Source organism: Kitasatospora sp. NPDC085464, assembly GCF_044541955.1.
In the GTDB taxonomy this organism is placed as follows: domain Bacteria; phylum Actinomycetota; class Actinomycetes; order Streptomycetales; family Streptomycetaceae; genus Kitasatospora.
In genome coordinates this window covers 1-13,758 of sequence record NZ_JBITTM010000008.1, presented here as the reverse complement: position 1 = coordinate 13,758, position 13,758 = coordinate 1, and the positions used below count along the sequence as shown (strand labels likewise).

Annotated in this window: 12 protein-coding genes and 1 pseudogene; 6 read left to right on the top strand and 7 right to left on the bottom strand. The window is 74.8% G+C overall.

Annotated features, from left to right (window positions below; genetic code table 11):
- Position 1: 1 nt before the first annotated feature.
- The 5 genes from asnB (at position 2) to ACIGG8_RS08730 (ending at position 5,701) form a co-directional block, all read left to right on the top strand.
- Positions 2–1,837, top strand: coding sequence for an asparagine synthase (glutamine-hydrolyzing) (gene asnB, locus ACIGG8_RS08750; RefSeq protein WP_396546507.1), 1,836 nt, complete (start codon positions 2–4; stop codon positions 1,835–1,837).
- Entirely contained in the window at positions 1,834–2,376 is a 543-nt protein-coding gene (locus ACIGG8_RS08745) for a flavin reductase family protein (protein WP_396546506.1), read from the top strand. Before asnB ends, ACIGG8_RS08745 begins: the two co-directional genes overlap by 4 nt.
- Positions 2,373–3,872 carry a 4-hydroxyphenylacetate 3-hydroxylase family protein gene (locus ACIGG8_RS08740; RefSeq protein WP_396546505.1) on the top strand — a complete coding sequence of 500 codons (1,500 nt, stop codon included), beginning with the start codon at positions 2,373–2,375 and terminating at the stop codon, positions 3,870–3,872. The genes ACIGG8_RS08745 and ACIGG8_RS08740 overlap by 4 nt, the downstream gene beginning before the upstream one ends.
- Entirely contained in the window at positions 3,869–4,711 is an 843-nt protein-coding gene (locus ACIGG8_RS08735) for a class I SAM-dependent methyltransferase (RefSeq protein WP_396546504.1), read from the top strand. The genes ACIGG8_RS08740 and ACIGG8_RS08735 overlap by 4 nt, the downstream gene beginning before the upstream one ends.
- A gap of 114 nt (positions 4,712–4,825) precedes the next feature.
- The gene (locus ACIGG8_RS08730; RefSeq protein ID WP_350524654.1) at positions 4,826–5,701 is read left to right on the top strand and encodes a helix-turn-helix transcriptional regulator; all 876 of its coding nucleotides are present in this window, start codon (positions 4,826–4,828) and stop codon (positions 5,699–5,701) included.
- A 13-nt stretch (positions 5,702–5,714) separates the two neighbouring features.
- On the opposite strand, the gene ACIGG8_RS08725 is transcribed toward ACIGG8_RS08730, so the two are convergent.
- Positions 5,715–7,046 carry an MFS transporter gene (locus tag ACIGG8_RS08725; RefSeq protein ID WP_396546503.1) on the bottom strand — a complete coding sequence of 444 codons (1,332 nt, stop codon included), beginning with the start codon at positions 7,044–7,046 and terminating at the stop codon, positions 5,715–5,717.
- Between the two features lie 359 nt (positions 7,047–7,405).
- On the opposite strand from ACIGG8_RS08725, the gene ACIGG8_RS08720 reads away from it, so the two are divergent.
- The gene (locus ACIGG8_RS08720) at positions 7,406–8,131 is read left to right on the top strand and encodes a GPR1/FUN34/YaaH family transporter (protein ID WP_396546502.1); all 726 of its coding nucleotides are present in this window, start codon (positions 7,406–7,408) and stop codon (positions 8,129–8,131) included.
- A 94-nt stretch (positions 8,132–8,225) separates the two neighbouring features.
- Here ACIGG8_RS08720 and ACIGG8_RS08715 read toward each other — a convergent pair whose 3' ends face one another.
- The 6 genes and pseudogenes from ACIGG8_RS08715 to ACIGG8_RS08690 all read right to left on the bottom strand — a co-directional run.
- On the bottom strand, positions 8,226–9,200 hold the full coding sequence (locus tag ACIGG8_RS08715) for a Gfo/Idh/MocA family protein (protein WP_396546501.1): 975 nt from the start codon (positions 9,198–9,200) through the stop codon (positions 8,226–8,228).
- Between the two features lie 2 nt (positions 9,201–9,202).
- On the bottom strand, positions 9,203–10,522 hold the full coding sequence (locus ACIGG8_RS08710) for an amylo-alpha-1,6-glucosidase (protein WP_396546500.1): 1,320 nt from the start codon (positions 10,520–10,522) through the stop codon (positions 9,203–9,205).
- On the bottom strand, positions 10,509–11,795 hold the full coding sequence (locus ACIGG8_RS08705; RefSeq protein WP_396546499.1) for an MFS transporter: 1,287 nt from the start codon (positions 11,793–11,795) through the stop codon (positions 10,509–10,511). Before ACIGG8_RS08705 ends, ACIGG8_RS08710 begins: the two co-directional genes overlap by 14 nt.
- Positions 11,792–13,030 (bottom strand): zinc-binding dehydrogenase, encoded by a 1,239-nt coding sequence (locus tag ACIGG8_RS08700; RefSeq protein ID WP_396546498.1) that lies wholly within the window; start codon positions 13,028–13,030, stop codon positions 11,792–11,794. Before ACIGG8_RS08700 ends, ACIGG8_RS08705 begins: the two co-directional genes overlap by 4 nt.
- A gap of 127 nt (positions 13,031–13,157) precedes the next feature.
- Positions 13,158–13,610, bottom strand: a complete 453-nt coding sequence (locus ACIGG8_RS08695; RefSeq protein WP_396546749.1) for a GntR family transcriptional regulator — start codon at positions 13,608–13,610, stop codon at positions 13,158–13,160.
- Positions 13,611–13,676: 66 nt separating this feature from the next.
- Positions 13,677–13,758 (bottom strand): annotated as a pseudogene (locus ACIGG8_RS08690) (GntR family transcriptional regulator); the annotation flags it as partial.

The following is a 13,758-nucleotide window of genomic DNA, read 5'->3' as shown; positions in this document are numbered from 1 at the left end:
GATGTGCGGAATCACCGGCTGGATCGACTGGGACACCGACCTGCTCCACCAGGCCCGGACCGTCCGGGAGATGACCGCCACTCTGGCCTGCCGGGGCCCGGACGCGGACGGCCTCTGGCTCTCCCGGCACGCCGCCCTCGGCCACCGCCGACTGTCCGTGATCGACCCGGACGGCGGCGCGCAGCCGCTCGCCGACCGCCCCGGAGCGGACCCGACGGCCGTCCTCTCCTACAACGGCGAGCTCTACAACCACCGCGAGCTGCGCACCGAACTGGAGGCCCTCGGGCACGTCTTCCGCACCCGCTCCGACACCGAGGTGGTCCTGCGTGCCCACCTCCAGTGGGGCAGGTCGGCGCCGACCAGGTTCAACGGCATCTACGCCTACGCCCTGTGGGACACCCGGCGCGCGGAGCTGCTGCTGGTCCGCGACCACCTCGGCATCAAGCCGCTGTACTGGCACGCCCACCGCAGCGGCGTGCTGTTCGGCTCCGAGCCGAAGGCGGTGCTCGCCAACCCGCTGTTCCGCGCCGAACTGGACGCCGAGGGCATCGCCGAGCTGTTCGCGCTGCCCGCCGCGCCGAGCGCCGGCCACGGCCTCTTCCGCGGCCTGCACGAGGTCCGGCCCGGCCACCTGGTGGTCGTCACCCGTACCGCCACCCGCGAAGTCCGCTACTGGCGGCCGGAGTCCGCCGAGCACCGGGACGACGCCGCGACCACCCGGTGGACCGTCCGGGAGCTGCTCGCCGACGCCGTCGAGCGCCAGCTGATCAGCGACGTGCCGCTGTGCACCCTGCTCTCCGGCGGCGTCGACTCCAGCGCCGTCACCGCGCTGGCCGCCGCCGCCCGCGAACGGGCCGGCCAGGGCAAGATCACCAGCTTCTCCGTCGACTTCCCCGGCAGCGCCGACCGCACCCCCGACGCCTGGCGGACCACCCGCGACGCCCCCTACGTGGAGGCCGCCGCCGAGCACATCGGCACCCTGCACACCACCGTCCTGGTGCCCGACGACGACCTGCTGGACGCCCGCGACGCCGTCCTGCGCGCCCGCGACCGCCCCGGGTGGGGCGAGATGGACGCCTCCCTGCACCTGCTGTTCCGGGAGGTGCGGCGGCGCTCCACCGTCGCGCTCTCCGGCGAGGCCGCGGACGAGATCTTCGGCGGCTACCCCTACTTCCACGACACCGACGCGGTCGCCGCGACGACCTTCCCGTGGCTGCACGGCAGGGCCACCCCGGCGGACCTGCTGCGCGCGGACGTCCGGGCCGAGGTGCGCCCCGAGGAGTACACCGCGGCCGCGTACCACCGCTCGCTCGGCGAAGTGCCGCGCCTGGACGGCGAGTCGGCCCGCGACGCGCGGATCCGCGAGGTCTTCCACCTGGCGCTCACCCGCTGGCTGCCGCCGCTGCTGGACCGGGTGGACCGGGTGTCGATGTCGGTCGGCCTGGAGGTGCGGGTGCCGTTCTGCGACCACCGGCTGGTGGAGTACCTGTGGAACGTCCCGTGGGCGCTCAAGGCACCGGACGGCCGGGCCAAGGGCCTGCTCCGGGACGCCGTCCGGGACCTCCTGCCGCCGCAGGTCGCCGACCGGCCCAAGAGCGGCTACCCCTCCACCCCCGCCGTCCGCTACACCGAGGTGCTCACGGCCCGCGCGCAGGAACTGCTGGCCGACCCCAACGCGCCGGTCTTCGAGCTGGTGGACCGCGAGCTGGTCCGCCGACTGCTCGCCGAGGGCCGGCCGCTGCCCAGTCCGCGCACCGCGCCCAACCCCGTCGGCGGCCTCGACCACCTGGTCCAGGTCGACGAGTGGCTGCGCGCCTACCGGGTGGGGCTGCGATGAGCGGAGCCCTGACCCGATCCGCCGGGAACGCCACCGAACAGGACTTCCGGGCCGCCTCCCGCGGCTGGACCACCGGGGTCGCCGTCGTCACCACCACCGCCGACGAGGAGGTCTTCGCCAAGACGGTCTCCTCGTTCAGCACCCTCTCCCTCGACCCGCTGCTGGTCACCGTCGCGGTCGGCCGGCACAGCCCGCTGGTGGCCGCCGCCGAAGCCTCCGGACGCTTCGGCCTGTCCGTCCTGACGGCCCACCAGGCCGACGTGGCCCGGCGGTTCGCCACCCCCGGGGCCGGACGCGCGAGCGGCACCTTCACCGCCGTACCGATGCGGACGGCCGCCACCGGCGCGCCGCTCGTCGAGTCCGCCCTGGCCTGGTTCGACTGCCGGCTGCACTCGGCCCTCCCCGGCGGCGACCACACCATCCTGATCGGCCGGGTCGCAGCCGCGGACCGCGCCGACGGCGAACCCCTCCTCTACCACGACGGCCAGTACCGCCTCCTGGCCCCGACCCCCCTCACCACCACCGGAGTCCGCGCATGACACTGCTGGAAACCACCACCGGCCGCGGCGCGCCCGCCACCGCCCGGGGCCTGCTCACCGGCGACCGCTACCGCGCCGAACTCGACGACGGACGCGAGCTCTACCTCGACGGCCGGCGGATCTCCGACCCCGCCCGGCACCCGGCCTTCCGACCGGCCGTCGACGAGCTGGCCCGCCTGCTCGACCTCCAGCACGACCCCGACCACCGCGAACTGCTCACCTGGCAGGACCCGGACAGCGGGCTGCGCCTCGCCCGCGCCTACCAGCCCCCGCGCACCCTCGACGACCTCCGGCTCCAGCGCCGCAGCGCCGAGTTCTGGCACGCCGAAGCCCTCGGGCAGCAGGGCCGCTCACCCGCCTTCATGGCCTCCATCGCCGTCGGCGTCCACGACTTCCGGCACCGGCTCGCCGAAGCCGACCCGCGCTTCGGCGCCAACGCCGAAGCCTGGTACCGGTACTGCGCCACCAACGACCTCGTCCTCTCGCACGCCCTCGGCGACCCCCAGATCGACCGCTCCGCCGACCCGCTCGACGACCCGGACCTCGCCCTGCGCGTCATCGAGGAGAACGACCGGGGCATCGTGGTGCGCGGCGCCAAGCAGCTCACCACCCTCGCCCCGCTCGCCCACGAGGTCCTGGTCTACCTCTCCGCCTCCTTCACCGAGGGCCGCGGCGAGCAGTTCGTCAGCTGGTTCGCCCTGCCGCTCAACACCCCCGGGCTGGTCACCCTCGCCCGCGAACCGCTCGGCAGTGCCCCCTGGGGCCACGCCCACCCGCTCGGCGCGCGGTACGACGAGCAGGACGCGATGCTCTTCTTCGACGACGTCCTGGTGCCCTGGGACCGCGTCTTCCTGCTGCGCGACGCCGCCCTCGCTCGGCTCGGCCTCGGCCGGATCAACGCCTGGAGCGCCTACATCGGCCACGTCCGCTACCGGGAGCGCCTGCGCACCCTGCTCGCCACCGCCACCCTCGTCGCCGAGTCGATCGGCGTGGACGGCTTCCGCAACGTCCAGGAGGACCTCGGCCGCCTCGCCGGCTACGCCGAACTCACCGAGTACTTCCTGGACGCCGCCGAGGCCCGCGGCGGCCTCACCGACGGCGGCCTGTTCGCCCCCGGCGACACCGCCGCCTCCCGGGTCTGGTCGGCCGAGGTGGCCGGCAGCGCCGTCGAGATCGTCCGCCGGATCGGCGCCTCGGGCCTGCTCATCCAGCCCACCGCCGCCGACCTCGCCCACCCCCGGCTGCGCCCGCACCTGGACCGCTACATGCGCGGCCGCGGCATCGACGCCGAACGCAAGTCCCGGCTGTTCCGGATCGCCTGGGAGCTCACCGGCGACGGCTTCGGCCAGCGCCAGGACCTCTACGAGTACGTGCACCGTGGCGACCTCACGCGCAACCGGATCAACATCTTCAAGCGGTACGACCAGAGCGGGGCCCGCGCGCGCCTGCTGGACCTGGTCGACCGGCCCACCGGCACCGAGGAGAACGAGAAGTGAGCACGTCCGCCGTCGAGATCCAGGCCCGCACCCTCGCCGGGTACGCCGACGCCAGCCGGCTGCGCCAGGTCCAGGACCGCGACTGGGTGCTCGACCAGGTCACCGGCGCCCCCGAGACCCTGATCGACCTCGGCAGCGGCATCGGCCAGCTGCTCCAGGCCGCCCTGGAACGCTTCCCCACCCTGCGGCGCGCCGTCGGCCTGGAACGCTCCGAGCACCGCATCGACGAGGCCGCCGCCCGGCTCCGGCCGTACGGCGAGCGGGCCGCCCTGTACCGGGCCGACCTCACCGCGCCCGAACCGCTGCCCTTCCGCGCCGACGTGATCACCCAGACCTCGGTGCTGCACTGGCTCCACCCCGACGAGGAACGGATCTTCGCCTGGGCCGCCGCCCACCTCGCCCCCGGCGGCACGTTCCTGCTCACCACCTACCACCCCGCCCGGGACGAGCACGGCCTCGGCGGCGAGGACGAGCTCGTCCGCGACGCCCTGGTCGCCCTCGGCACCCCCGAGGACGAGGTGCCCGGCGCCTTCGCCCGCGGCGGGGTGCTGCCGATCGCGACCCGCACCAGGACCGTCGACGGCCTCACGGCGGTGATCGCCCCACACCTCGCCGTCGCCGCGCACCGGGAGCGCGACGCCGTCGTCACCGTCGACAGCGCCGCGCAGTACGAGCACTTCCACGCGGCCACCTTCGGCGACTACTACAGCCGACTGGTGCCGGAGGAGCAGCGCGCCGCGTTCTTCCGCGCCGTCGGCGAGAGCGCCTGGCGCCGACAGCGGGAGCGCGGACACGTCAGCCACATGGCCGTCCGGCTCTGGACGCTGACCCCCCGCTAGCCCGGATCGTTAACAGCATGTGTAGCCCGCCGCTCACCCCTGGGAGGAGCGGCGGGCTGCGCCTACGCTGAGGCCTGTCACCACCGGACCGACCTGCATGGCCGAGGAGCCCCCGTGTCAACTCCCCCCGCCGGACGGGAACTCGGCGCGTTCCTACGCGCCCACCGCGAACTCCTCAAGCCCGCCGACGTCGGGCTCACCGCCACCACCCGTCGCCGCACCCCGGGCCTGCGCCGCGAGGAGGTCGCCTCCCTCTCCGGGGTCGGCCTGGCCTGGTACACCTGGGTCGAACAGGGCAGGGTCGCCGCCTCCCGGCAGGTGCTGGAGGCCATCGCCCGCGTGCTCAGGCTGGACGACGCCGGCCTGCGGCACGCCCTGCGCCTGGCCGGGTACCACGAGCCCGCGCAGGCCGCCGGCCCGGAGGGCAGCGGCCGGATCGCCGAGGCCATCCAGCCCGTCCTCGACTCCTGGACCGCCAGCCCGGCCGTGCTGCTCGACCGGCACTTCGACCTGCGCGGCTGGAACGCCGCGTGGGCCGCGCTCTGGGGCTCGCCCGAGTGCGTGCCCGCGGACCGGCGCAACCTGATGTGGGTGATGGCCGCCCACCGGCAGGTGCGCGCGGTGCTGCGCGACTGGGAACCGCTCGCCATGAACGTCTTCCAGCACTTCCGCGCCCAGGCCGGCCCCGCCCTCGCCGACCCCCGCACCCGGGAGGTCTACCGGCACCTGGACGAGGACGCGCCGGAGCTCCGCCACTGGTGGGGGTGCCACTCGGTGGCGGAGCTGACCGTCCGCACCGTCACCGTCGAGCCGGCCGGCCTCGGACCGGTCCGGCTGACCCTGTCCTCCTTCCACCCGGTGGACGACCCCTCGGCGACGGTGCTGCTGTTCACCCCGCGCGGCGACGCCGACCGGGCGCGGATGACCGAACTGGTCGAGCATCCGTTGCGCGCGGTCGGCGGTGCGGAGCAGGAGCGCCGGGTGGGCTGAGCCCGTCGGGGCCTCAGACCTTCTCCGTGGCCGTGGTGGCCGTGGCCGTGGCCGGGGCTGTGGTGGTCGTGGTGGCGGCCGGGCTCGCCGCGCTCGCCCGGCGCAGCCCCAGGCTCACCGCCGCCGCGCCGAGCGCGGCCAGCAGGGCCAGTCCGCCGCCGACCAGCAGCGTGCCGTCCGCGACGTCGCCGAACGCGCCCACCGCCCAGGCGCCGACCCCGGTGCCCGCGTACATGGTCGAGGTCAGCCACGCGCTGGAGGTCGCGCGCAGCTCGGGGGCGACGGTGCCCGCCAGCGTCTGCTGGTCCGTCACGAAGCCGCCCGACGCCAGGAACCACACCGTCACCCCGGCCAGGGCGAGCACCAGGCCCGGACCCTTGGCCGCGACCGTGATCCCCACCGCGAGCAGGACGCCCCACAGCGGCAGCAGCGGCAGGTCGAAGCGCCCGGCGCTCCTGGCCCGGTCGCCGAGGCGGCCGCCCAGCAGCGAGCCGGCGATGCTGCCGGCGCCGACCAGCACGCCCACCAGGCCGAGTGCCTGCACCGACAGGTCGAAGCGCTGCACCAGCACCGCGCCGAGGAAGGTGTAGGCGCCCAGGTTGGCCGTGTTGAACACGGTGTTGACCAGCAGGGCGCGGCGCAGGGTCGGGTCGGCCCAGCCGGCCAGGATCGCCCGGACAGCACCCACCCGCGGCGCCCGGGCCTCGGCCGGTGCCTGTGGTGCACGGCCCCGGACCTGGCGCAGCAGCAGCGGCACGGCCGCTGCGGTGCCGACGGCCAGCGCCCAGAACGCCGAGCGCCAGCCGGCCAGCCCGGCCAGGAAGCCGCCGAGCGGCACGCCGATCACCTGGCCGCAGGAGAACAGCGCCATCCCGAGGCCCAGCGCCCGCCCCCGCACCGCCTCCGGCGCGGTCTCGGCGATGTGCGCCCAGATCGCCGGCCCGGCCGCGGCCGCCGCCAGCCCGGCCACCGCGCGGGAGACCACCAGCAGGGTCAGCCCGGTGGACAGCGCCGCCGCGGCGTTGGACAGGACGAACAGCAGGCTGCCCGCGACGAGCGTGCGGCGGCGGCCGAAGCGGTCGCTCAGCAGTCCGAGGAAGGGCGCGGCGACGGCGTACACCAGCACGTACGCCGTGACGCTGGAGGCGGCGGCCGCCTCGCTGGTGTGGACCGAGTCCGCGATGGTCGGCAGCAGCGGCGAGACCAGGAAGGTCTCCGTGCCGAACAGGAACAGCAGGAGGAACACCCCGGCGTAGCGCCACCGGTCGAAGCCCCGCGCCGACGTGTCCACCGGCGGGACGTCCTCGGCCCGGTCGGGCAGGGGCGGGTCGGAGATGCTGCTCACGGTGAAGTACCACCTTCTCGTACGGGCGCGGCCGACCCTCGGACGGCGGGCGGTAGCGGCCGCGCGACGGCTGACAGGACGTCCGATGCGGCCATCCTGCGGACCGCTCGGGCGGCCAGCCAGACAGGCGGTGATCCTGTGACTCCGGCTCACAGGCTGAGCCGCGGCGGCCTCGTGGCGGGGCGCCTCCGCCCGTGCGCTGTCGTGGGGTGTCTGGTCGTCGTGCGCTGTCGTGCCGGCCTCCGGGCGCGGGGCGCACAGCGGGGCCGGCCCGCCGGTCGTAGCGTCGGGGCGTGCCGAGCCGCCGGGGCGGCGGGTTCCTCGGCCCCCGCGACGACCACCGAACGAGGATCCGTACGATGACCACAGCCTCCCCCGACGACGCACCGGACGACCGGGCGGGCGCTCCCCGGGAACGCCGCTTCGAACCGGACCTCCGGTCGATGACCCGGATCAACCTGCGTCCCATCGCCTCACCCATGCCGCTGGGCTTCTTCACGGTGGCGATCGCCTCCGTGATGACCGGCTGCCTCCAGCTGGGGATCCTCGGGCCGCAGGCGCGCGGCGCCGTCGCGCTGTGCGTGCTGCCTGCCTTCGCCCTGCAACTCCTGGTCAGCGTCCTGGCGTTCGGCGCCCGCGACGTGATCGCGGCGACGCTCATGGGGGTGTTCGCGGGCAGCTGGCTGGCCTACGCGCTCGTCATGTTCACCGGCGCGGCCGACGGCCTGCGCGTGCTGGGCGTGTTCAACCTGGCGTTCCTCTGCTTCGGGGCGCTGATGACCGCCGTGACCCGGCCCAAGCGGGCGCTCTGGTTCGTGCTGGCGGCCTCGCTGCCCCGCTGGGCGGCCACCGGGCTCGCCGGCCTCACGGGCGCCGAGTGGCTGACGCGCACGTCCGGAGCGCTCGGTCTCCTGGTGGCGCTCGTCGCGACGTACGCGGCGTTCGCCCTGATGCTGGAGGACATGCGGGCCGAGGAGGTGCTGCCGATCGGCCGCCGCGGCCCCGCCCGCGCCGCCGTCCACGGCGATCTGGCCGTCCAGCTCCGCAACCTGGAACGCCAGGCGGGCGTGCGCCGCACGCTCTGAACGCCCGGCGCCCGGCGCCCCGCACCGCCTGCCCGGGCGGCCGCGGGGCGCACCGGCTGCGGGGCCCGGGCGGGCGAGGCTCAGCGGTCGAGGGTCATGCCGTTTGCCGGGCGAGCCGGCTGCGGACGGAGTCCAGGGTGGTGGCGATGAGGAGCGACTGCGCGAGCGGGACGAGGTGGGCACCGCTGTCGCCGTGGGCCGCGGCGTCCATCGACTCGACCATGAGGCGGTAGGGGTCCTGCGGCGGGTAGTGGCGGTGGTGGCCCTCGGCGGCGGGCGTTCCCCTGGTGGTGAGCATGCTGGGGGCCGAGCCGGCGCAGAAGGCCGGCGGGGTGAGGGTGATGGAGCCGTCCGTACCGGTGGTGGTGAAGGTCTCGGACATACCGCCGACGAGCGAGCAGCCGATCTCGGCCGTGCCCCGGCCGGGGAAGTCGAGCAGGAAGCGGGTGGCGGAGTCGGCGGAGCCGGGGTGCCAGTGGTCCTGTTCGGCCCGGACGACCCTCGGGCTCCGCCAGCCGAAGGCGGCGAGCGCGGCGGCGACGGCGTAGTAGCCGACGTCGTAGAGGGCGCCGCCACCGAGGGCCGGGTCGAGGCGGTAGTTGCCGGCGGCGGGGGCGAGGCCGTCGAACCGGGCGGTGACGGTGTGGACGGTGCCGACCGCGCCGCGGGTGATCATGGATTCGAGGTCCCGGGTGCGTGGATGCCAGCGGTTCCAGGCCGCCTCGACGAGCAGGCGTCCGGTGGCGCGGGCGGTGGCGGTCATGGCGCCCACCTCGGCGGCGGTGAGCCCGAGCGGCTTCTCGCACAGCACGTGCTTGCCCGCCCGCAGGGCGCGCTCCACCCAGGGGCGGTGGGCGCTGTTGTGGAGCGCGACGTAGACGACGTCGACGTCGGGGTCGTCCAGCAGGTCCTGGTAGTGGGTGTACACCCGGGCCGGGTCGAGGGCGCGGGCGCGCCGGGGGTCGGTCGCGGCGACGGCGTGCAGGCGGGGGCCGTCGGCCGTGTGGACGGCGGGTGCGAGGCTGGAGGCGGCGATCGAACCGGCGCCCAGGAAACCCCAGTTGGCCATGGTCAGTCCTCCTCCGGCGTGGCGGTCGGACCGCTGGCCGTCGTCGGCTCGGCGGTCGTCGCGGCGGCCAGGTCGAGGACGAGTGAGCTCCAGCCGAAGGAGCGTGCGCCGTGCCCGGCGGCGTCCTCCGGGCCGTAGCACTCCCGGGTGCCCGAGGCGGCGACGAGGGCGCAGGTGCGCGTCGCGAGCGTGTCGGCCTCCGCGCGATAGCCGCGTCGGCGCAGGCCCCAGTACAGGTACCAGTTGAGGTTGACCCAGCTGGAGCCGCGGAAGATGGCCCCGGTGCGGAACGAGGGGTCGTAGGACGGCTCGGTGGCGGCGACGCTGGGGACGGGGTGGGGGAGCCAGAACTCCCGCTCGTTCAGGAGGTGTTGTTCGATGACCCGGTGTGCGGCGGTGTCCGGCACGGAGTCGAGGAGGACGGGCAGGAGCGCACTCGCCGTGAGGACGTCGCTGCGCCGCCCGGCGACGAGGTCGAGGTCGTGGAAGGCGCCGTCGGCCTCGTCCCAGCAGTGCCGCATCAGCGCGGCGCCGATCGCGCGGGACTCCTCGGCCAGCCGGTCCGCCGTGCGCCCGTTCGGCCCGGCGGTCCGGGCGAGGCGTGCCAGGCAGGCCAGCCCGTCGGCGTACACGGTGTTGACCAGCACGTCGTTCCAGACGAACAGCCTCCGGTCGCGGAGCGGGGCCTCGGGCGTGCGGGCGGGGGAGGCGTAGGCCGTGATCAGCGACCGCATGGCGCGGTGCCAGGCGGTGTGCACGGCACCCTCGGGGACGGCCTGGATGCCGAGCGCGGCATCGTACTTGGGGCTGCTGTCGAGTCCGGACTCGTCGGGCTGGTAGATCTCCAGCAGCCCGGTGCCGGGGCTGGTCCGGTGGTCCCTGAGCCAGCGGAAGAAGGCGAGCGCCGGCGGCAGGACGCGGCGCAGCCAGAGGTCGTCGCCGGTCGCCCGGTACACCCGCTCGACGGCTCGGGCCACCACGGGCGGCGCGATGGTGACGGACCGCCACCCCTCCCAGAGGTCGATCCTGAAGTCCGCGGTGGCGCGCGGTCGGAGGTCGTCCTGCCAGAGGACCATGTGCGGCAGGAAGCCGGTGGGTGTGACCGCGCTGAGCAGGGAGCGCAGTTCGTCCCGGGCTCGCCGGGTGTCGACGTGGGTGAGGGCGACGGCGTGGAAGCTGCTGTCCCAGGCCCACTGGAAGGGGTAGCTGTCGGGGGAGGGGCAGGTGAAGTCGTAACTGCGCTGGGCCGCCCGGGAGAAGCCGGTGCGGTGGTTGCGGGCCAGCGTGTCGCGGGCCTTGGCGGAGCTCTCAGTGACGGACATGCGGGGTGACTCCCGAGGGGGACGCGTCGGCGGCGGCCGGGCGGCTTCGCCCGGCGGCGAGCAGCAGCGCGGCGAGGGGCAGCAGGCAGCCGGCGAGGCCGAAGGCCGAACGGACGCCGAGGTGGTCGGACAGGGTGCCGAGTAGCAGGGGCGCGAGCATGATGCAGGTGCTGACCGCGAGTTGGACGCGGGCCGTGGCCTGGTCGGTGCGGCCGGGCGCCGTGCTCACCGCGAGCGAGAGGGTCAGGGGGAAGAGGTTGGCGACGCCGAGGCCGCCGAGGGTCAGGCCCACCAGGGCGAGCCACGTGGTGGGGGCGAGCCACAGGGCGAGGAAGCCGACGGCGGCGACGGTCAGGGCGCCGGCCACCAGCGCGGCCGAGCGGGTGGGGCGGGTGCCGGCCGTGAGCCGGCTCCCCGCCAGGCGGCCGATCAGCTCGCCCCCGTAGAACAGCGCCAGTGCCACCGACGCCTGACTGTCCGTCAGGTGGAAGGCGCTGGTGAGCAGGGGGGCGGCGTAGTAGGCGAGGCAGAACTCGAAGCCCACGACGAGGCCGCACAGGGCGGCCCGCAGCGGGAACGCGCCGGCCGGCCGCCGGGCCTCCACCACGCCCCGGGCGGGCGCGGCGGAGGCGGCGGTCGTGGCGGAGGTGGCGGGGGTGGCGGGGCGTGGGCGCAGCGGTTCGTGGCGGAGTACCGGGTACATCGCCGCGAGCGCGAGGGCGGGCAGCACCAGGGACCAGTTCCACGACACCCCGGCGCCCTCCAGGCCGCTGACGACCAGGGGCGCGGCGAGGGCGCTGACGCTCGCGGCCGCGTTGGCCTCGACCAGGGCGCGTGCCCGGAGGGACTCCTGCGCGCCGTGGTGTTCGGCCAGCACCGCCAGCGCCGTCGTCTGCAGCAGCGCCCCGCCGACGCCTCCGAGCACCGCCGCGCCGAGTGTGACGGCGGCCGACAGCGCGGTCGCCAGCAGGAGCGAGCCCAGGGCCAGGGCGGCGAGCGCGGACCAGAAGAGCAGCCGGTGGCCCAGCCGGGCGCGGAGGCGGCGGAACAGCAGGTTGGTGAGCATCGCGCCGGCCGCGAAGGCCGTGGAGTGCAGGCTCATCAGGGCGTACGACAGCTGCAGGTCCTGGCGCAGGAGCGGCAGCAGCGGGCCGAGTGCGTACAGGAGGTAGGCGTAGACGGCCAGGCCGGCGTAGGCGGTGGCGGTCAGCCGGTCCCGGACGAAGACGGGTGTGCGGCGATCCGCACCGACCGGCACCGACGTGCCGGTCACCCCGGTATCCCGGCCTGCTCGGCGAAGGCTCCGTCGGCGGGGGCAGTGGCAGGGGCAGTGGCGGTGGTCGCGGGGGCCCCGGTGGCCGCCGCGGCCGAGCGGCGAACGTGGTCGAGCAGGACGGACGGGGCGAGCAGCGAGGTCTTCATCGAGGCGCCCCGCCCGTAGCCGGTGAACGCCTCGCGGACGGCGTCCTCGTCGTCGAGGCAGGCCCGGGTGGTGATCAGCGGGGCGGGGTCGACCAGGCCGGACTCGACCAGCCGCAGGGCGACGGCGGTGACGTGCGCGGAGCGGGCCATCGGGAACGAGCGGACGTCGAAGGGCGTGGAGAGCAGCTTCAGTCCCTTGGCCAGGATCATCCAGGTGTTGAGCCGCTGCGGGACGGCCGTCGCGCCGTAGATGACGTACGAGCCGCCGGGGCGCAGCAGGCCCATCGCGATCTCCCGGATGTCCTTGCCCGGGCCGTCGGCCTGCCCGGCGGAGCGCCGCGGTGCCGCGATGTGCGGCAGCGCGTCGAACACGTAGTCCGCGTACTGGTCGTGGTGTTCACGCACGTACGCTTCGAGCTCCGCCGCCTGGGTGTCGGTGTTGAAGGCGCGGGAGGCGCCGTGGCGCAGCGCGACGGCCATCCGGTCGCTGTTGCGGTCCAGCACGGTGATCGGGCCGGCGCCGAGGTGGCGGTGCAGCACCTGGACGGCCAGTTGGGCGCTGGGGCCGCAGCCCAGGACGACGCAGGTGTCGCCCGGTTTCGGGGGGTTGAGCAGTAACGACCGCAGGACGGAGGTCAGCGGTTCGATGACGGAGGCCAGATCCGAGGGCACGTGCGGCGGCAGGACGACGGCCGCGGCCTGGTCGGCGTCGTAGAAGTTGCGGCCGGTGTACCAGGCCGTCTCGACGCCGAGCCGGCCGGGGAAGAGCGGTCGGAGCGCCCGGTACTCGGCCATGCCGCCGAAGTCGGTCTGCCCCCAGTAGGTCACCCGGTCGCCCGGCCGGACGTCGTCCCGGAGCCGCTTCCCGACTTCGACGACCCTTCCCACGTATTCGTGCCCGGGAATGATCGGCCAGTCCTCCGGAAAGAGGTGGCCGCGGAAGTAGGAGACGTCGGTCGAGCAGATGGAAACCGCTTCGGTCTGCAGCAGGATTTCGTCCTCGCGGCATTCCGGATCGGGCACCCGGGTGCGTTCCAGTTTCCCGGGCGAGGTCATCAGGTACGCGTACAAGGTTGTTCCCTCCACGCCTGTGTTTCATTCCACCACCGGAATCGGCGGGCGGGATCGCCCGCCGATCGTGCAGTTCCCCCGCCGGAAATTCATCCTGCGTGGTTCGGTCGGCGCCGTTCGCCCCCGGGAGACGCCTCCGCGCTCAGCAATCGACCTCGAAGGCGACGTCCAGCGCGTACCTGTCGCCCACGTACCGGGTCTCGGTGAGCTCCAGGGGGAGCTCGTCCTGGTCCGTGATGAGGCGCTCCTCGACGAGCAGCGCGGTTCCCGGAGCCACCGCCAGCAGCTCCGCCTCCCGCTCGCCGGCCGTGGCGGCCCTGATGGACGAGTGTCCGCGGGTCGGTGTCCGGCCGAGCCCGACGAGCGTCTCGTGCATCGACGCCGTGCGGAAGTCGACCTCCAGCAGCGCGGCCAGGCCCTCGGGGAACACCGCCCGTTCCAGTGCGGTGGGGATCCCGTCGGCCAGCCGCACCCGGGCGACCTCCACGACCCGGGCGGACCTCCGCAGCCGCAGCCGGTGGACCTCCTCCGGCAGGGCGGCCCGGAGGCTCGCCGAAATCAGTTGTGACGAGGGCTTCCGGCCCTGTCTGCGCATTTCCTCGCTGAATCGGACAAGGTTCTCCGCGCGACGGTGGGTCGGCGGTTCCGCGACGAATGTCCCGCGCCCGGACACCCGGTACACCAGACCTTCCGTGACGAGTCGTTGAACGGCCGCCCGGGCGGTCATCCGGCTGACCCCGAAT